The sequence below is a fragment of the Stenotrophomonas sp. WZN-1 genome, from assembly GCF_002192255.1.
Lineage (GTDB): Bacteria > Pseudomonadota > Gammaproteobacteria > Xanthomonadales > Xanthomonadaceae > Stenotrophomonas.
In genome coordinates, this window is record NZ_CP021768.1 from 3,868,647 (window position 1) to 3,885,655 (window position 17,009).

General features: G+C 66.9%; 18 protein-coding genes. 5 read left to right on the forward strand and 13 right to left on the reverse strand.

Going from position 1 to position 17,009, the window contains the following annotated elements; translation table 11 throughout:
- Positions 1 to 12: 12 nt before the first annotated feature.
- The 5 genes from CCR98_RS18035 to CCR98_RS18055 all read right to left on the reverse strand — a co-directional run bounded on the left by CCR98_RS18035 (position 13) and on the right by CCR98_RS18055 (position 4,474).
- Positions 13 to 687: a DUF484 family protein gene (locus CCR98_RS18035; RefSeq protein WP_087923673.1), complete on the reverse strand. Its 675-nt coding sequence runs from the start codon at positions 685 to 687 to the stop codon at positions 13 to 15.
- A complete protein-coding gene (gene dapF / locus CCR98_RS18040) occupies positions 684 to 1,535 on the reverse strand; it encodes a diaminopimelate epimerase (RefSeq protein ID WP_087923674.1) in 852 nt (283 codons plus the stop codon). The genes CCR98_RS18035 and dapF overlap by 4 nt, the downstream gene beginning before the upstream one ends.
- Positions 1,528 to 1,800 (reverse strand): lipoprotein, encoded by a 273-nt coding sequence (locus tag CCR98_RS18045; RefSeq protein WP_087923675.1) that lies wholly within the window; start codon positions 1,798 to 1,800, stop codon positions 1,528 to 1,530. Before CCR98_RS18045 ends, dapF begins: the two co-directional genes overlap by 8 nt.
- Positions 1,801 to 1,882: 82 nt before the next feature.
- Positions 1,883 to 2,308, reverse strand: a complete 426-nt coding sequence (locus CCR98_RS18050; protein ID WP_087923676.1) for a YbaN family protein — start codon at positions 2,306 to 2,308, stop codon at positions 1,883 to 1,885.
- Positions 2,309 to 2,362: 54 nt separating this feature from the next.
- A complete protein-coding gene (locus tag CCR98_RS18055; protein ID WP_087923677.1) occupies positions 2,363 to 4,474 on the reverse strand; it encodes a S9 family peptidase in 2,112 nt (703 codons plus the stop codon).
- Between the two features lie 196 nt (positions 4,475 to 4,670).
- Between CCR98_RS18055 and CCR98_RS18060 the strand changes: the two genes are divergently transcribed.
- Positions 4,671 to 5,855, forward strand: coding sequence for a pyridoxal phosphate-dependent aminotransferase (locus tag CCR98_RS18060; protein WP_087924231.1), 1,185 nt, complete (start codon positions 4,671 to 4,673; stop codon positions 5,853 to 5,855).
- 109 nt (positions 5,856 to 5,964) lie between these two features.
- On the opposite strand, the gene CCR98_RS18065 is transcribed toward CCR98_RS18060, so the two are convergent.
- Both CCR98_RS18065 and CCR98_RS18070 read right to left on the reverse strand, forming a co-directional pair.
- Positions 5,965 to 8,061: a prolyl oligopeptidase family serine peptidase gene (locus tag CCR98_RS18065; RefSeq protein ID WP_087923678.1), complete on the reverse strand. Its 2,097-nt coding sequence runs from the start codon at positions 8,059 to 8,061 to the stop codon at positions 5,965 to 5,967.
- A gap of 69 nt (positions 8,062 to 8,130) precedes the next feature.
- Positions 8,131 to 8,454 carry a hypothetical protein gene (locus CCR98_RS18070; protein WP_087923679.1) on the reverse strand — a complete coding sequence of 108 codons (324 nt, stop codon included), beginning with the start codon at positions 8,452 to 8,454 and terminating at the stop codon, positions 8,131 to 8,133.
- Between the two features lie 128 nt (positions 8,455 to 8,582).
- Here CCR98_RS18070 and CCR98_RS18075 point away from each other — a divergent pair, with 128 nt between their 5' ends.
- Entirely contained in the window at positions 8,583 to 9,182 is a 600-nt protein-coding gene (locus tag CCR98_RS18075; RefSeq protein ID WP_087923680.1) for a lipocalin family protein, read from the forward strand.
- A gap of 40 nt (positions 9,183 to 9,222) precedes the next feature.
- On the opposite strand, the gene CCR98_RS18080 is transcribed toward CCR98_RS18075, so the two are convergent.
- From CCR98_RS18080 to CCR98_RS18100, 5 genes are all read right to left on the reverse strand, one after another.
- Positions 9,223 to 9,522 (reverse strand): HigA family addiction module antitoxin, encoded by a 300-nt coding sequence (locus tag CCR98_RS18080; protein WP_006471116.1) that lies wholly within the window; start codon positions 9,520 to 9,522, stop codon positions 9,223 to 9,225.
- Positions 9,523 to 9,532: 10 nt separating this feature from the next.
- Entirely contained in the window at positions 9,533 to 9,769 is a 237-nt protein-coding gene (locus CCR98_RS18085; RefSeq protein WP_087923681.1) for a plasmid maintenance system killer protein, read from the reverse strand.
- 208 nt (positions 9,770 to 9,977) lie between these two features.
- Complete coding sequence (locus CCR98_RS18090; RefSeq protein WP_087923682.1) at positions 9,978 to 10,667, reverse strand: methionine ABC transporter permease; 690 nt, start codon at positions 10,665 to 10,667, stop codon at positions 9,978 to 9,980.
- Positions 10,664 to 11,671, reverse strand: coding sequence for a methionine ABC transporter ATP-binding protein (locus CCR98_RS18095; protein ID WP_087923683.1), 1,008 nt, complete (start codon positions 11,669 to 11,671; stop codon positions 10,664 to 10,666). The genes CCR98_RS18090 and CCR98_RS18095 overlap by 4 nt, the downstream gene beginning before the upstream one ends.
- 162 nt (positions 11,672 to 11,833) lie before the next feature.
- Positions 11,834 to 12,730, reverse strand: a complete 897-nt coding sequence (locus tag CCR98_RS18100) for a DMT family transporter (RefSeq protein ID WP_014038546.1) — start codon at positions 12,728 to 12,730, stop codon at positions 11,834 to 11,836.
- Positions 12,731 to 12,839: 109 nt separating this feature from the next.
- Here CCR98_RS18100 and CCR98_RS18105 point away from each other — a divergent pair, with 109 nt between their 5' ends.
- The 3 genes from CCR98_RS18105 to CCR98_RS18115 all read left to right on the forward strand — a co-directional run bounded on the left by CCR98_RS18105 (position 12,840) and on the right by CCR98_RS18115 (position 14,790).
- Positions 12,840 to 13,322, forward strand: a complete 483-nt coding sequence (locus CCR98_RS18105) for a YajQ family cyclic di-GMP-binding protein (protein WP_014038547.1) — start codon at positions 12,840 to 12,842, stop codon at positions 13,320 to 13,322.
- A gap of 101 nt (positions 13,323 to 13,423) precedes the next feature.
- Complete coding sequence (locus tag CCR98_RS18110) at positions 13,424 to 13,990, forward strand: DUF1415 domain-containing protein (protein ID WP_087923684.1); 567 nt, start codon at positions 13,424 to 13,426, stop codon at positions 13,988 to 13,990.
- Positions 13,987 to 14,790, forward strand: coding sequence for an SDR family oxidoreductase (locus tag CCR98_RS18115; protein ID WP_087923685.1), 804 nt, complete (start codon positions 13,987 to 13,989; stop codon positions 14,788 to 14,790). The genes CCR98_RS18110 and CCR98_RS18115 overlap by 4 nt, the downstream gene beginning before the upstream one ends.
- A 72-nt stretch (positions 14,791 to 14,862) precedes the next feature.
- Here CCR98_RS18115 and CCR98_RS18120 read toward each other — a convergent pair whose 3' ends face one another.
- Positions 14,863 to 16,893: a M3 family metallopeptidase gene (locus CCR98_RS18120; protein ID WP_087923686.1), complete on the reverse strand. Its 2,031-nt coding sequence runs from the start codon at positions 16,891 to 16,893 to the stop codon at positions 14,863 to 14,865.
- Positions 16,894 to 17,009 lie beyond the last annotated feature (116 nt).

The window sequence follows — 17,009 nt, forward strand, 5'->3', positions numbered from 1 at the left end:
GTCGTGCCCTGCTCAGTCCTGGAATCGCTTCAGGCCGGTAACCAGGGCGTCACCCATCATGCGCAGGAACAGCGTGCCCATGCCCGGGTAGAAGCGGTTCGGGTCGTGGCTGCCGACCGCGATCAGGCCGACGCCGGGCAGCGGCAGCAATGCGGTGGTCTGCACTTCCTCGCTGCGCACGCCATACAGCACGGCATTCTTTTCCGGCTGCAGGCGGCCGCAGATCGGCTCGCCGTCGTTCAGGCAGTCGCGGAACGGCCCAAGCTGCGAATCGTCCGCGGCAATCACCTGCAGCCAGTCGGCCTGTTCCAGCCCGGCCACCGGCGCGTGCACCACCAACCGCACCAGGTCACCGGCGAAGTCTTCCTGCAACGACGCGGCCATCGCACGCAGGGTGTCGGCGGCGTTGTCCTGCTTCATCAGCGCAAGGGTCAGCTGGTGCGTGCGCACCGCCAGGCGTTCATTGACCTGGGCGGTCGCGCCCAGGTCAGCCAACCGTCGTGCCAGCTCGCGGTTCTTCTCGCGCAGCACTTCCAGCTGGTAGCTGGCCAGCGACGCGGTCGGGCCATCGTCGCGCGGCACCACCAAGGTCAGGGCCAGGTCCGGGAACTGCTTGAGGAAGCCGGGATGACGCCGCAACCAGGCAGCGACTTCATGGGCCCCGAGCTTGTCGACGGTTTCGGTCATGCGATCCACTCCCCTTCGAAGACGAATGCAGTCGGGCCGGCCATCACCACCGGCTGGCCATCGCCCGGCCACTGGATGCGCAGGTCGCCACCGGGCAGGCTGATGCGCGCATCGCGCTGCAGGCGGCCACGCTGCATCAAGGTCACCGCGGCGGCACAGGCACCACTGCCGCAGGCCAGGGTTTCGCCGACGCCGCGCTCGAACACGCGCAGGCGGGCGTGCGCCGGGCCCATCACCTGGGCGAAGCCCACGTTCACCGAGCGCGGGAACGACGCATGCTGCTGCAGCAGCGCACCGACGCGCTCGACCGGTGCGGCATCGATCAGGCCTACTTCGATCACCGCATGCGGATTGCCCATCGACACCGCGGCGAAGCGTACGCTCTCGCCCTGCAGCGGCAGCAGATATTCCTCGCGCGGGTGTGCAAACCCCATCAGCGGCACGTTGGCCGGCTCGAAGGCAGGCACGCCCATCGTCACCGCGAACTGGCCCTCGCCCAGCACCTTCACTTCATGGCTGGCCAGCGGGCTGTCGATGACGAATGCATCACCCTGCGCACTGCCCTCGCGCACCAGCCAGGCGGCGATGCAGCGCGCGCCGTTGCCGCACTGTTCGGAGTTGGAACCGTCGGCATTCCAGATGCGGTACGAGGCCACCGAGCCTTCCGCACGCGGCGCCTCGATGGTCAGGATCTGATCGCAGCCGACGCCGGTATGGCGGTCGGCCAGGCGTGCGGCCAGCTCGGGCGTGGGCGGTGCGGTGCCGTCACGCAGGTCGATCACTACGAAATCATTGCCCGCGCCGTGCATCTTGCTGAAGCGCAGGGCCTTGGAACCGGCCTTACTCATTCCCGCTGCCCGCCTTCTTCGCTGGCGCGGTTGCCGGCTGGGTGGTCGTTGCGGCCGGCTCCACGGTCGTGGCAGGGGTGCCGCTGCCCTGGGTCTCCACCGGGGTTGCCTCGGTGGCGGGCTCGGCAGCGGGTTCGACGGTTTCTTCCACCGGGACCGGCTTCTGCGGCAGTACCAGCGGGCCCTTGTTGCCGCAGGCGGCGAGGAGCAGCAGCGAGGCCGCTGCCAGCGGAATCAGGATGGCGTTTCGATGGGGGATCTTCATGCCCCGAGTATAGCCATTGGCGGCTGAGCGGTTCGTGCAGGGGATCGGGTTGCCGGCCAGCGGCCGGCACTACCGCAGGCACTCAATCCGCGGGCGGTGGCAGCGGCCGCGTCCACAGCCAGATCGCCACCACGGTCATGCTGCCGATCGAGAACCACTTCACCCAGGCAATCGGCACGCACCACAGCATGATGGCGGCGCACACCGCCATGGTGATCGTGGCCATCCACTTGCCGTAGCGGCTGACCGCACCGTGCGCCTGCCAGTTGGCGATGGCCGGGCCGAATCGCGGATGCTGCAGCAGCCAGTTGTGCAGGCGTTCGGACCCCCGTGATGCAGCCCAGGCCGAGATCAGGATGAATACGGTGGTCGGCAGGCCCGGAACGAAGATGCCGACGATGCCGGTGCCTAGGCTAACGTATGCCAGCAGCCACCACGCCCAGCGGAAACGCACCACGCGCGGCGGCGTGGCGGTATCGCGGGGTGCAGATGGCTCGGGCAGGCTCATGGCCGCAAGGATACCGGTTCGGGGTGCCCGGCAGCGCCCGGCACCCCTTCGCCGTTACGGCTGGGCGATGCCCAGCTGCTGCAGCACGAACGCGTACGACTCGGACAGTTCGCGGTAGCGCTGGAAGCGCCCCGACTTGCCGCCGTGGCCGGCTTCCATGTTGGTTCGGAACAGGATCGGGTAGTGGCCGGTGTTGTCGTCACGCAGCTTGGCCACCCACTTGGCCGGCTCCCAGTACTGCACCTGCGAATCCCACAGGCCGGTGCCCACGAACAGCGCCGGGTAGGCCTGCGGCTTCACGTTGTCGTAGGGCGAGTAGGACAGCATGTAGTCGTAGTACGACTTCTGCTCCGGGTTGCCCCACTCGTCGTATTCGTTGGTGGTCAGCGGAATGGTCGGATCAAGCATGGTGGTGACCACGTCGACGAACGGCACCTGCGCCACCATCACCCGGTAATCCTGCGGGGCCTGGTTGGCCACCGCGCCCATCAGCAGGCCACCGGCGCTGCCGCCGGACGCGGCGACGCGACCCTTCGCCGCCCAACCCTGCGCAACCAGGCCGCGGGTCACATCGATGAAGTCGTTGAAGGTGTTCTGCTTGTGCAGCAGCTTGCCGTTCTCGTACCAGTCGCGGCCCATTTCCTGGCCACCGCGGATGTGGGCGATGGCATACACCACGCCACGATCGAGCAGGCTTACTGCGGTCTGGTTGAAGTACGGGTCCATCGACATGCCGTAGCTGCCGTAGGCGTACTGGAACAGCGCACCCTTGCCATCCTTCTGGTAGCCCTTGCGGTAGACCAGCGACACCGGCACCTTCACCCCATCACGCGCGGTGATCCAGACGCGATCGGTTTCGTACTTCGAGGCGTCATAGCCGATCACCGGCTGCACCTTCAGTTGGCGGCGCTCGCCGGTGGCGGTGTTCAGCTCGAACACGGTGGTCGGGGTGGTCATCGAGGTGTAGACGTAGCGCAGCCACGGCGTATCGGCCTCGGTGTTGTCGCCCAGGCCCATCGAATACGCCGGCTCATCGGCCTTTACGTAGTCGCTGCGGCCATCCTTGAACAGCAGCCGGATGCGCTCCAGGCCCTCGGAACGTTCGGCAATGGCGGTGTACGCATCGAACAGTTCGAAGCCTTCGATGAACACCGCATCGTCGTGCGCGATCCAGTCTTTCCATTGCGCACGCGAGGTGGCATCGGTCGGTGCGGTGACCAGCTTGAAATTCTTCGCACCGTCGTTGGTGCGGATCACCCAGCGGCCATCGTAGTGGTCGGCGTCGTACTCGACATCACGCTGGCGCGGCGCCAGCACGGTGAAGGTGGTCGGGTCGCTGGCCGGCGCGTAGCGCTCTTCCGAGGACACGGTGCTGTGCACGCCGATGGTGATGAAGCGATCATCGCGGGTGCGGCCGATGCCCATGTAGAAGCTGTCGTCCTTCTCTTCGTAGACGACGGTGTCGGCGCTGGCCGGGGTGCCCAGCACGTGCTTCTTGACGCGCACGGTCAGCAGCGTTTCCGGATCATTCTCGACGTACAGCACGGTGCGGTTGTCGTCGGCCCAGACCAAGTCGCCGGAGCTGCCGGTGATCACATCGGGCAGCACCTTGCCGGTGGCCAGGTCCTTGAAGCGGATCGTGTACTGGCGGCGGCCCACATCATCATCGGCCCAGGCCAGCAGCTGGTTGTCCTGGCTGACCTCCATCGAGCCGACGCTGAAGTAGCCCTTTCCGGCGGCCATCGCGTTGACGTCCAGCAGGATTTCCTCGGCTGCCTCCATGCTGCCCTTGCGGCGCGCGTGGATCGGGTAGTCCTGGCCGGTCTCGAAGCGGCTGTAGTACCAGTAGCCACGCTCGCGCGCCGGCACGCTGGAATCGTCCTGCTTGATGCGGGCGACGATCTCCTTGTACAGGGTGTCTTCCAGTGGCTTCAGCGGTGCCAGCAGCTGGTCGGCGTAGGCATTCTCGGCCTGCAGGTAGGCCAGCATCTCCTTGTTCCCGCGCTTGTCGTCGCGCAGCCAGTAATAGTCATCGTTGCGGGTCGCGCCGAACGGTGCCTTGACCACATGCGGATGCTTGGCGGCATCCGGCGGAACGGGCGGCGTGGCGGCGGTAGCAGTCGTGGTCATCAGGCTGGCGAGTAACAGGCAGAGGGTGGATTTCATGAGATAAGGCTCCTTGAGCGGCAATGCAATGGCGTCCTTGTGTCCGAGTCTGGGTCGCGGAAGGACTGCCGGCAACCCTGCCGTTGGTGCTGGCCGCTGGCCGGCAACCTCATGAACTCCGGAATGGGCCGGAATGCCGGCCAGCGGCCGGCACTACCCGGACGCATGCGCCCCGCGCGCGGCGTACCATGGGCACATGAGTACCCTGCCCCACACGCCGGGCTACAGCCGGCGCAGCCATGAAATCGCTCCGTTCCACGTGATGTCCCTGCTGGCCCGCGCGCAGGCGCTGGAACAGGCAGGCCACGATGTGATCCACCTGGAAATCGGTGAACCGGACTTCACCACTGCCGAACCCGTCGTGCGTGCCGGCCAGGCCGCACTGGCCGCCGGCCACACCCGCTACACCGCAGCGCGTGGCCTGCCGGCGCTGCGCCAGGCGATCAGTGGCTTCTACCGCAGCCACTATGGGCTGGATATCGATCCCGAACGCATCCTGGTCACCCCGGGCGGGTCCGGTGCGCTGCTGCTGGCCAGCAGCCTGCTGGTCGATCCCGGCCGCCACTGGCTGCTGGCCGACCCGGGCTACCCCTGCAACCGCCACTTCCTGCGCCTCGTCGAAGGCGGCGCACAACTGGTGCCGGTCGCCCCGGACACCGCCTACCAGCTGACCCCGTCGCTGGTGGAACAGCACTGGACTGCCGACAGCGTCGGCGCGCTTGTCGCTTCGCCGGCCAACCCCACCGGCACCGTGCTGTCCGCCGACGAGCTGGCCGCCCTGTCGCAGACCCTGCACGCGCGCGGTGGCCACCTGGTGGTGGACGAGATCTATCACGGCCTGACCTACGGCCTGGATGCGCCCAGCGTGCTGCAGGTGGACGACAGCGCCTTCGTGCTGAACAGTTTTTCCAAGTACTTCGGCATGACCGGCTGGCGGCTGGGCTGGCTGGTGGCACCGCCGGCCGCAGTCCCGGACCTGGAAAAGCTGGCGCAGAACCTCTACATCAGCGCCTCGAGCATCGCACAGCACGCCGCACTGGCCTGCTTCAGCGAGGAGTCGATGGCGATCTTCGAGCAGCGCCGCGAAGCATTCCGCCAGCGCCGCGACTTCCTGCTGCCCGCGTTGCGTGAGCTGGGCTTCCGCATTGAAGTCGAGCCGCAGGGCGCGTTCTACCTGTACGCCGATGTCAGCGCGTTCACTGACGACGCGCAGGCGTTCTGCGCGCACTTCCTGGAAACCGAGCACGTAGCGTTCACCCCGGGCCTGGACTTCGGCTTCCACCGCGCCAACCAGCATGTGCGCCTGGCCTACACCCAGGAAGTGCCGCGATTGCAGGAGGCGGTGGCGCGGATCGCGCGCGGGTTGAAGCGATTCCGGTAGCGCCGGGCCATGCCCGGCGGCATATTGCCGCGCTCCGCGCTCGCCGGGCATGGCCCGGCGCTACCCGATAACGAAAAACGCCGCCCTGGGGCGGCGTTTTCCGTTCTGCTTATTTACCGCCCAACCGCTCCCACAGGAAGCTGTAGGCCAGCGCAGACATATGCGCGGCCTGCGCGTTGTTGGCTGCGCCGCCGTGGCCACCTTCGATGTTCTCGTAGTAGGTCACGTCCTTGCCGGCGTCGATCATCTTCGCCGCCATCTTGCGGGCGTGGCCCGGGTGCACGCGGTCATCGCGGGTGGAGGTGGTGAACAGCACCGGCGGGTAGTCCTTCTTCGCGTTGAACAGGTGGTACGGCGAGAAGGTCTTGATGAATTCCCAGTCGCTGGTATCCGGGTTGCCGTACTCAGCCATCCACGAAGCGCCGGCCAACAGGTGGCTGTAGCGCTTCATGTCCAGCAGCGGCACCTGCACCACCACCGCACCGAACAGTTCCGGGTACTGGGTCAGCATGTTGCCGGTCAGCAGGCCACCATTGCTGCCGCCCTGCACGCCCAGGTGCTTGGCGGAGGTGATCTTGCGCTTGACCAGGTCCCGCGCCACGGCGGCCATGTCTTCGTAGGCCTTGTGGCGGTTCTGCTTCAGCGCCGCCTGGTGCCAGCGCGGGCCGTACTCGCCGCCGCCACGGATGTTGGCGACCACGTACACGCCGCCCTTCTCCAGCCAAGCGCGCCCCATGCCACCGGAATAGCTCGGCGTCAGCGAGATCTCGAAACCACCGTAGCCGTACAGCAGGGTCGGATTGGAGCCATCGAGCTTCATCGCCCTGTCGTGCACCACGAAGTACGGCACGCGGGTGCCGTCCTTGCTGGTGGCGAAGTGCTGCTCGATCACCTTGCCCTTGGCATCGAAGAAGGCCGGCATGGTCTTCAGCGTTTCCGGGGCCTGGCCGATCTCGGCCAGGGCCAGCGTGGTCGGGGTCAGGTAGTCGGTGGCGGTCAGCCACACTGCGTCGCTGTCATTGCTGTCCACCGCGCCCACGGCCAGCGTGCCGAAGGCCGGGGCGCCGACGAAGCGACTGGTCTGCCAGCCGTTGTCGCCCGGGGTCAGCACCGACAGGCGGTTCTTGACGTCGTCCAGCACGTTCAGCACCAGGTGGCTTTTGGTCCAGGTGGCGCTGGCCAGCGAGGTGGTCGCGGTCGGGGTGAACAGCACCTCGAAGTCGCGCTTGCCGGCCAGGAAGTCGTCCAGCTTCGTCGCCAGCAGCGAACCGGACGCGTAGGTCTTGCCGCCCACGGTCCACGGATCGCGCAGCTCCAGGGTCAGCCACTGCTTGTGCAGGCCCTTCTCGGCCGAGTTCGGCGCGTCGATCTTGGTCAGCGTGCCGTCGTCACCACGCAGGTAGAGCTCGTTGTTGTAGAACGCCAGCGTGCGGCTGACCAGGTTGCGCTCGAAGCCCGGGGTGTCATCGTGCATCGCCGCGATGTACATGTCTTCCGGCTTGCCTTCGTACACCACGGTGGCCGAGGCCATCGGCGTGCCACGCTTCCACAGCTTGGCCACGCGCGGATAGCCGGACGTGGTCATCGAGCCGGCACCGAAGTCGGTGTAGACGAACACGGTGTCGCGGTCGACCCAGTTGAGGCCACCCTTCGACTCCGGACGGAAGAAGCCGTCCTTGATCCAGGTCTTGTTGGCCAGGTCGAACTCACGGGTGACGTCGGCGTCGGCGCCGCCACGCGACAGCGCGATCAGGCAGCGGCTGTAATCCGGGCGCAGGCAATCGGCGCCGTGCCAGACCCAGTTCTCACCCTCGGCCTTGTTCAGTGCATCCAGGTCGAGCACGGTCTCCCACTGCGGCGAGGCCTTGCGGTACTCGGCCAGGGTGGTACGCCGCCACAGGCCGCGCTCGTGCTGCTGGTCCTTCCAGAAGTTGTAGTAGTAGTCGCCGATCTTCTGCACGCCGGGGATCTTGGCGTCGGAGTCGAGCACCTCGCGGATGCTGGTCTCCATCTGCTTGAAGGCCGGGGTCTGCGCCAGGCGCGCCTCGGACTTGGCATTCTGTTCCTTGACCCAGGACAGCGGCTTGTCGCCGGTTACGTCCTCCAGCCAGGCGTAGCGATCGGTGTCTTCAGCGGCCACGGCGGTCCCCATCGAGGCAGCGGTCATCATGCCGGCCAACAGGCAGGCGGAAGCGAGTCGTGACATTGCAGCTCCAGGCAGTCATAAGCCGTGGAACGCTAGCACGGAATGTCGCGGCCTCCCCCGTGTCGAAGGTCAGGCCGTGGCCGCCGGACTGCGCCGGCCGCGTACGGCGGGAGCCGGCCGACGGCGCGCCTGTCCACCGGTACGCCGCGCCAGCCACCGCCATGACAGGCGCGGCAGCGGGAAGCGCAGCAGTGCCCACCAGGCCGCGAGCGGCATGCCCACCAGCCACATCGGCAGCCAGCCCAACCATGCGCTGCTGCCACGCGCCGCCGGCCAGACCAGTACCAGCGCCAGCCCGGCCAGCGCCAGTTGCCGGACGCCGCGCAGCAGGCGCGGGTCGGCGCGTTCGATGATGCGTTCAGTTGCAGGGTGACGGACGGGACGAGCGTTCATGGGGCTTCTCCGGTAGACAATGCAACACAGCTTGGGCAAGCCCCTTCTCACAGATTGCGACACCATTGACGGATCGCGCACGCTCAGTCGACCATGCTCAGGCAAAACCCTCCTGAGCCCGCCCCCGCATGACTTCGATCCGCCCGCTCTGCGCCGTGTTGCTGGCCCTGTCCCTGGCGGGCCCCGCCATGGCGGTCGGTGAGCCGCCATCACCCCGTGCCAGCGCCCCGCGCGCCGATCCGGATGCTCCGATCGACCTCAAGCGCTTCATGGGCACCTGGTATGTGATCGGCCGCGTGCCGAACTTCATCGAACGCGGGCATGTCGCCAGCGTCAACGAGTACGAGCTGCGCGACGAGCACAAGGTCGGCATCACCTACCGCTACCGTGATGGCTTTGGTGAGCCGCTGCAGGAAATACGCGCGCGTGCCAGCGTCGATCCCGATAGCGGCAACCATGGCTGGCGAACCTGGTTCTATCGCGTGGTGCCGACCCATTCGCGGGTACTGGAAGTGGCCCCGGACTATTCATGGGCACTGATCGGTTATCCGGGCCGCGAGATGGCCTGGATCTTCGCGCGCAAGCCGGACATGGACAAAGCCCTGTACAAGGAGCTGGCCGAGCGCCTGCGCGACGAGTACGGCGTGAACACCGACAAGCTCAAGCGCGTGCCGCAGCATCCGGAACAGGTCGGCAAGCTGGGCTACGAAGTACCGAACGCGCGTTGATCGGATCGCGGGGGCGGAGCCGGGTCCGAGCGCCCGGACTTCACGCCGCGCGTGGCTGCACCCGGCGTTCGATTTCGCTGCGCGTTGGCAATGTCTTGAGATCGTAGGCCGCCTGCATCGCGAGCCAGGACGCGGCATCCCCACCAAAATGCCGCGCCAGCCGCGCTGCAGTGTCCGCCGAAATGCTGCGTTGGCCGTGCACGATGGCGTGCAGTCGCGTTGCGGGCACATCCAGGGCCTTTGCCAGCGCATTCACGCTCAGCGCCAAGGGCAGCAGGAACTCTTCGCGCAGGATCTCGCCAGGATGGATGGCGCGCATGCCGTTATGGGGACGCTTCATGGCGGACACCTCAGTGATAGTCAACAATTTCCACGGCATCGGCGCCGCCGTCGGTCCAGATAAAGCAGAGCCGCCATTGATCGTTGATGCGAAGGCTGTCGGGCGGGCTGCGGAGGAAGGCCAACGTCTGTGCCGAGTCGAGCAGTTGCAGTTTGCGTTCCGCCACTCGCCGGATCTGGCGCCAGGCGCGTGGGCAGGTTCCTTCAAACAGGGCGCGGGTCTGCTTGCAGCGGAATGAACGGATCATTCCGCAAAACGTATTACGTTGAACGGAACATACCAAGGAACGCGATGTGCTGCAGTCCCAGTCTGGCGATATCGATTCCTGATGGGCGTGGCCGCTTCCAGAGCCTGGCGCCATGACAGGCACAATGTCGACACTCTGCAGGCTGCCGGCTTGCCGGCCAGCGGCCGGCACTACCCGAACGAGATGCCGGGCGCCGCCCGGCATTCTGTTATCTGCGGCTGTAATGCGCGACCAGGCGGTCGCCGAGCATCTGCAGCAGTTGCACCAGGACCAGCAGCAGGACCACGGTGACCAGCGCCACGTCGGTGTGCGAACGCTGGTAGCCGTCGCGGAATGCCAGGTCACCGAGGCCACCGGAACCGATCGCACCCCCCATCGCAGTGAAGCCGATCAGGGCCACGGTGGTGACGGTCGCACCGGCGATCAGGCCCGGTCGTGCTTCCGGCAGCAACACGCGGGTGACCAGCTGCCAGGTGGTGGCACCCATCGCCTGAGTTGCCTCGATCACGCCACGATCCACTTCGCGCAGCGCAGTCTCGACAAGGCGCGCGTAGAACGGCGCTGCGCCGATCACCAACGGCACGATCGCGCCGCGCACGCCCAGCGAAGTCCCCATCAGGAACAGCGTGACCGGGATCAGCACGATCATCAGGATGATGAAGGGCACCGAGCGCAACAGGTTCACCACCAATGCCAATACGCCATAGGCGAATGGCCGGCGCTTCATCTGCGGTGCGCCGAACAGGTAGAGCAGCACGCCCAGCGGCAGGCCGATGGCCAGGGTCAGCGGCAGTGAACCAAGCAGCATCAGCAGGGTATCGATGGTGGCCTGGCCGATATCGGCCCACTTGCCCGCATCCAGATGGCGGAAGAATCCGCCGGCAGTAGCGACGATCATCGACGCAGCTCCTCGACATGCACACCGGCAGCCACGAAGGCGGCCTGCGCGGCGGACTGGTCACCGCCCACCAGGGCGACCACCAGCTGGCCATACGGGGTGTCCTTGATCCGGTCGATACGGCCGGACAGGATGTTGTAATCGACCCCGGTCTGGCGCGCGACGCTGCCGAGCAGGGGTTCATAGGTGTCGCCACCGAGGAAGGTCAGGCGCACGATGCGCCCGCCCACCACGTCGAAATCGCGGTGCAACGCCCCTTCGTCCACGTGCTCCGATTCGCTGACGAACCGGCGCGTGGTCGGGTGCTGTGGATGCAGGAACACCCGGGTGACCGGCCCGGTTTCGACCATCTGGCCGGCATCGAGCACGGCAACGCGGTCGCAGACACGGCGGATCACATCCATCTCGTGGGTGATCAACACGATGGTAAGGCCCAGCTCGCGGTTGATCTTCGACAACAGCGACAGCACCGAGGCCGTGGTCTGCGGATCCAGCGCGCTGGTGGCCTCGTCGCACAGCAGGATCTGCGGGCGGGTCGCCAGCGCACGGGCGATGCCGACACGCTGCTTCTGGCCCCCGGACAGCTGCGCCGGATACTTCTGCGCATGCGCTTCCAGGCCCACGGTCTGCAGCAGTTCGGCCACGCGCGCGTCGATCTCCGCCTTCGGCGTGCCGGCCAGCTCCAGCGGGAAGGCGACATTGCCGGCCACCGTGCGCGACGACAGCAGGTTGAAGTGCTGGAAGATCATGCCGATGCGCCGGCGCAACGCGCGCAGGCCATCCGCGTCCAGTGCGGTGACATCCTCGCCACCGATCAGCAGCCGGCCACCGCTGGGTTCTTCCAGGCGGTTGATCATGCGGATCAGGGTCGACTTGCCGGCGCCGGAATGGCCGATGATGCCGAATACCTCACCGGCCTCGATGGTCAGGTCCAGCGGTTGCAGCGCGCTGATTTCGCGGCCGGCAACGGCATAGGATTTGTGCAGGCGCTGGAACTCGATCACGGGCGTGGCTCACCGGCTGGGTGACGGAAGGGGGCGTGCAGCCTACCAGCGCAGGCGGTCGCGCGCCCGCGCCATGGGCCAGAATGTTATTCCTTTTGGTTCTAAGGCGTCCGCACCGGCGCGTTGGCTGGGGCTCCGACCCCATTCCCGAGCCCAACCGACTCAGGGATGATCCAGCGGCTTCGGCGGTTCCTGCCGGTTCACCCGCTCGCGGTGCAGCAGGTACAGGCCGGAAGCGACGATGATCGCCGCACCCACCCAGGTATACCCATCGGGCAGCTGGCCCCAGAAGGCCAGATCCCAGCCGATCACCCAGACCAGGCCGCTGTACTCCAGCGGCGCGATCATCGAGGCCTCCCCCAGCTGGAACGCCTTGGTCAGGGCGATCTGGCCCAGCGCCCCGGCCAGGCCCATCCCGGCGATCAGCGGCGCATGCGCCAGCTGCAGCGGCACCCAGCCGGGAATGGACAGCAGGCCGGCGCCGATGGCCATGATCACCAGGAACCAGACCACCATCGACTGCGAGGTATCGGTGCGGGTCAGCAGGCTGACCGTGATCGCCGCCACGGCATAGGCGGTGGCGGCGGCCAGTACCATCAGGCCGGGCACCGAGATGAAACCGTCCACGCCCGGCCGCAGCACCACCAGTACGCCGACCAGGCCAATGCCGATGGCGACCCAGCGCCGCGGCCCGACCCGTTCGCCCAGCAGCGGCACCGACAGTGCGGCGATCAGCAGCGGGGCGACGAAATAGATGGTGTAGGCGGTGGACAGCGGCAGGTCGCGCAGGGCGAACACGAAGCAGCCGATCATCGCCATGCCCAGCGCGCCACGCAGCAGGTGCAGGCCCCAGCGACGCGGCACCAGCGAGCGCGGCCCGGCGCTGGCCAGCACCCAGACCAGCACGAACGGCAACGAGGCCGCGCCGCGCAGGAAGGTCACTTCCAGGGTCGGATAACTGGCCGACAGCTGCTTCATGCCAGCGTCCATCAGCGAGAAACAGGCGACTGCCGCGACCATCCAGGCCACCGCGCGCGAAGGGGAGCGTTGCACGTTCATGGCCCATTATCGCCCGGTCGTCGCTTTCAGTAGAGCCCAGTAGAGCCCAAAACAGTCATGCGGGCCCTCGCGATAGAATGGCCGCCACTGAATCCTGCGGAGCATCGCCATGCCTTCCTTCGACGTCGTGTCCGAAGTCGACACCCACGAGCTGACCAACGCAATCGACCAGGCCAACCGCGAGTTGAGCACCCGCTTCGACTTCAAGGGCGTGGACGCCAAGTTCGAGCGCGATGGCGATGTGATCAACCAGACCGCGCCGACCGAGTTCCAGCTCAAGCAGATGAACGACATCCTGCGCGCACGCCTGGCCGCACGCGGCATCGACGTGCTCAGCCTGGAGTTCGGCGACATCGAGACCAACCTGGCCCAGGCCCGGCAGAAGATCACCGTCAAGCAGGGCATCGAGCAGAAGATCGCCAAGAAGATCGCGGCGGCGCTGAAGGATGCCAAGCTGAAGGTGGAAAGCCAGATCAATGGCGACAAGCTGCGCGTGCAGGGCAAGAAGCGCGACGACCTGCAGGACGCCATCGCCGTGCTCAAGGCCGGCAAGTTCGAGCTGCCGCTGCAGTTCAACAACTTCCGCGACTGAGGCATCCGCCGGGCACGCCCCGGCGCTGCCAGCGGCAGGTTCGACGGCGCGTTGCCAGCGACGCGCCTACAATGGCGGCCCCGCCAGCCGACGTGCCCGCCATGACCGATGCCCACCTGCCCACCGATGACCCGATCGCCGCCACCCGCCTGTGGCTGGAGCGCATCGTCATCGGCCTGAACCTGTGTCCGTTCGCCAAGGCGGTGTATGTGAAGGACCAGGTCCGCATCGTGCTCAGCGATGCGACCACGCCGGAAGCGCTGGTTGAGCAGTTGGCCGAGGAACTGGTGCTGCTGCGCGATACGCCGGCCGAGCAGATCGATACCACGCTGATCGTGCATCCGCAGGTGCTGACCGACTTCCTCGACTACAACGACTTCCTCGACAACGCCGATGCGGCGATCGAGGCGCTGGACCTGCAGGGCATCCTGCAGGTGGCCAGCTTCCACCCGGACTACCAGTTCGACGGCGTGGCCGCGGACGACGCCAGCAACTACACCAATCGCGCGCCCTTCCCCACCCTGCACCTGCTGCGCGAAGACAGCGTGGCGCGCGCGGTGGATGTCTATCCGGACCCGGACGTGATCGTCGAGCGCAACATCCAGACCCTGGACCGCATCGGCGTGGACGGCTGGCATCGCCGCCTGCGTGGCGAAGACCTGACGTGAGCACGGTGCCGCCGATTGCCGCATGGCCGGCCGCGCCGCTGTCGGGCAAGGTCGTGCTGGTCACCGGCGGCGCCAACGGCATCGGCCGTGGCATCGCCCAGGCCGTGCTTGGTGCCGGCGGACGCGTGCTGATCGGCGACCTGGACGTGGAAGCCGGCGAGGCGTGCCTGGCGGAATGGCAGCGTAGTGATGACGCCGCGTTCCAGCGCCTGGACATCACCGACGAAGCCAGCGTGCGCGACTTCATCACCGTGGCCCTGCAGCGGTTCGGCCGTATCGACGGGCTGGTCAACAACGCGGGCATCGCCGGACCGCATGGCACGCTGCTGCAGGACATGGACTGGGACGAGTGGCAGCGTCGCCTGTCGGCGCTGCACGGTGCCTTCCTGTGCAGCAAGCACGCACTACCGGCGCTGGCGGCCAGTGCTGCAGGCGCGATCATCAACATCGCCTCGACCCGCGCCTGGCAATCCGAAGCGCACAGCGAGGCCTACGCTGCGGCCAAAGGTGGGCTGGTGGCGTTCACCCATGCACTGGCGATCAGTGCCGGCCCGGCGGTGCGGGTCAACAGCATCAGTCCGGGCTGGATCGGCACCACCGCCTGGCAGGCCCCTTCGCGACGACACGCGGCGGAGTACTCGGCCATCGACCATGCGCAACACCCGGTCGGCCGGGTCGGCCGCCCCGAAGACATCGGCGCGCTGGCGGTGTACCTGCTGTCATCACTGTCCGGTTTCAGCACCGGCCAGGATTTCATCGTCGACGGCGGCATGACCCGGAAGATGATCTACGCCGAATAGAAAAAGGGGACGGAGGGGATTAAGTCGTTTGTGCACAAACGACTTAATCCCCTCCGTCCCCTTTTTTTGTGTTTACGCCATGCCCGAGTGGCGCAGCAGCGCGTCGATCTGCGGTGCGCGGCCGCGGAAGGCCTTGAAGTTCTCCGCCGCCGGGCGGCTGCCACCACGCGACAGGATCTCATCGCGGAAGCGTGCACCGGTTTCAGCCAGTGCCTGCGGCGCTTCCTCGAACGCGGCGTAGGCGTCGGCGCTGAGCACCTCGGCCCACTTGTAGCTGTAGTAACCCGCAGCGTAACCACCGGCGAAGATATGGCTGAACTGGTGCGGGAAGCGGTTCCAGACCGGCGGGTGGTTCACCGCCACTTCCGCGCGCACGCGGTCCAGCAGTGCCAGCACGTTGTCCTGCGCCGGTTCGAACTGGCTGTGCAGCAGCATGTCGAACAGGCCGAACTCCAGCTGGCGCACCGTGGCCATGCCGCTATGGAAATTGCGCGCGGCAAGCATGCGCTCGTACAGCGCGCGCGGCAGCGGCTCGCCACTGTCCACATGCGCGGTCATGCCCTGCAGGTGGTCCCATTCCCAGCAGAAGTTCTCCATGAACTGGCTGGGCAGCTCCACCGCGTCCCATTCCACGCCGTTGATGCCGGCCACGCCCAGCTCACCGATGCGGGTCAGCAGCTGGTGCAGGCCGTGGCCCATTTCATGGAACAGCGTGGTCACTTCGTTGTGGCTGAAAGTCGCCGGCTTGCCGTTGGCACCACGGCCGAAGTTGCACACCAGGTAGACCAGCGGGGTCTGCACGCTGCCGTCGCCACGCACGCGACGGTTGCGGCAATCGTCCATCCACGCACCACCGCGCTTGCCCTCGCGTGCGTACAGGTCCAGGTAGAACTGGCCGACCAGCGCACCCTGCGCGTCGACCAGGCGGAAGAAGCGCACGTCTTCATGCCAGACCGGCGCACTGTCCTCCTGCACGCGCAGGCCGTACAGCTGCTCGATCACCGAGAACAGGCCGCCCAGCACCTTCGGTTCGGTGAAGTACTGCTTCACCTCCTGCTCGGAATAGCTGTAGCGCGCCTGCTTGAGGCGGTCGGCGGCGAACGCCAGGTCCCAGGCCTGCAGCGTCTCGATGCCCAACTGTTCGCGCGCGAACTGCTCCAGCTCGGCACGGTCCTTGGCGGCGAACGGCTTGGCGCGTGCGGCCAGGTCGCGCAGGAAACCCAGCACTTCGGCCGTGTCCTGCGCCATCTTGGTTGCCACCGAATAATCGCCGTACGAAGCGAAGCCGAGCAGCGCGGCCAGCTCCGCGCGCAGGGCGAGAATGCGGTCGATGTTGCTGCTGTTGTCCAGCGCGTCATCGCCGAATTCGGATGCACGCTGCGCGCTGGCGCGGTACAGGATCTCGCGCAGGTCGCGGTCTTCGGCCCAGGTCTGCACCGGCAGGTAACACGGCATCTGCAGGGTCAGTTTCCAACCCTGCTTTCCGTCCTTTGCCGCCGCAGCGTGCGCGGCAGCCTTCACGTCCTCCGGCAGACCCTTCAGTCGCGCTTCGTCCTCGATGATCAGCGACCACCCATCGGTGGCGTCGAGCACGTTCTGCGAGAACTTCGCCGACAGCGCCGACAGTTCTTCCTTGATCGCAGCAAAGCGCTGCTGTGCCTCGGGCGCCAGTTCGGCACCGCCCAGGCGGAAATCACGCAGCGTGTTGTCCAGCACCTTGCGCTGGGCCTCGTCGAAACCTGCGGCCTCCGGGCTGGCGGCCAGTGCCCGGTACTGGCGGTACAGCGCCAGGTTCTGGCCCAGCGTGCTGGCGAAGCGGGTCACCCGCGGCAGGTTGCTGTTGTAGGCCTCACGCAGTTCCGGGGTGTTCACCACGCCCTGCAGGTGGCCGACCAGGCCCCAGGCACGCCACAGGCGCTCGGTGGCATCGTCCAGCGGAGCGACGAAGGTCTCCCAGCGCACCGGCTGCACCTGCTCGGCCTTGCTGACGGCGGCTTCGGCCTCGGCCAGCAGCACATCCAGCGCCGGTGCGACGTGCTCGGGACGGATCGCCTCGAAGCGCGGCAGGCCGGAAACATCGAGCAGGGGGTTGGCAACGGTCACGGCAGATCTCCAGGGAACGGGCCCGGCAGGCGGGCAGCCCGGTAGATATGGCGCTGGCAGGCGTGGCTGACAAGGGGGGGCGCGGCATTCACATCGGCCTTACGGTCGCGCACCGA

Bases quoted from the DNA above. Each gene is read 5' to 3' on its own strand.
- CCR98_RS18045 (WP_087923675.1), bottom strand. From the start codon at position 1,800: ATGAAGATCCCCCATCGAAACGCCATCCTGATTCCGCTGGCAGCGGCC.
- CCR98_RS18105 (WP_014038547.1), top strand. From the start codon at position 12,840: ATGCCTTCCTTCGACGTCGTGTCCGAAGTCGACACCCACGAGCTGACC.
- CCR98_RS18090 (WP_087923682.1), bottom strand. From the start codon at position 10,667: ATGATCGTCGCTACTGCCGGCGGATTCTTCCGCCATCTGGATGCGGGC.
- CCR98_RS18100 (WP_014038546.1), bottom strand. From the start codon at position 12,730: ATGAACGTGCAACGCTCCCCTTCGCGCGCGGTGGCCTGGATGGTCGCG.
- CCR98_RS18080 (WP_006471116.1), bottom strand. From the start codon at position 9,522: ATGAAGCGTCCCCATAACGGCATGCGCGCCATCCATCCTGGCGAGATC.
- CCR98_RS18050 (WP_087923676.1), bottom strand. From the start codon at position 2,308: ATGAGCCTGCCCGAGCCATCTGCACCCCGCGATACCGCCACGCCGCCG.
- CCR98_RS18065 (WP_087923678.1), bottom strand. From the start codon at position 8,061: ATGTCACGACTCGCTTCCGCCTGCCTGTTGGCCGGCATGATGACCGCT.
- CCR98_RS18055 (WP_087923677.1), bottom strand. From the start codon at position 4,474: ATGAAATCCACCCTCTGCCTGTTACTCGCCAGCCTGATGACCACGACT.
- CCR98_RS18060 (WP_087924231.1), top strand. From the start codon at position 4,671: ATGAGTACCCTGCCCCACACGCCGGGCTACAGCCGGCGCAGCCATGAA.
- dapF (WP_087923674.1), bottom strand. From the start codon at position 1,535: ATGAGTAAGGCCGGTTCCAAGGCCCTGCGCTTCAGCAAGATGCACGGC.
- CCR98_RS18110 (WP_087923684.1), top strand. From the start codon at position 13,424: ATGACCGATGCCCACCTGCCCACCGATGACCCGATCGCCGCCACCCGC.
- CCR98_RS18070 (WP_087923679.1), bottom strand. From the start codon at position 8,454: ATGAACGCTCGTCCCGTCCGTCACCCTGCAACTGAACGCATCATCGAA.
- CCR98_RS18085 (WP_087923681.1), bottom strand. From the start codon at position 9,769: ATGATCCGTTCATTCCGCTGCAAGCAGACCCGCGCCCTGTTTGAAGGA.
- CCR98_RS18035 (WP_087923673.1), bottom strand. From the start codon at position 687: ATGACCGAAACCGTCGACAAGCTCGGGGCCCATGAAGTCGCTGCCTGG.
- CCR98_RS18075 (WP_087923680.1), top strand. From the start codon at position 8,583: ATGACTTCGATCCGCCCGCTCTGCGCCGTGTTGCTGGCCCTGTCCCTG.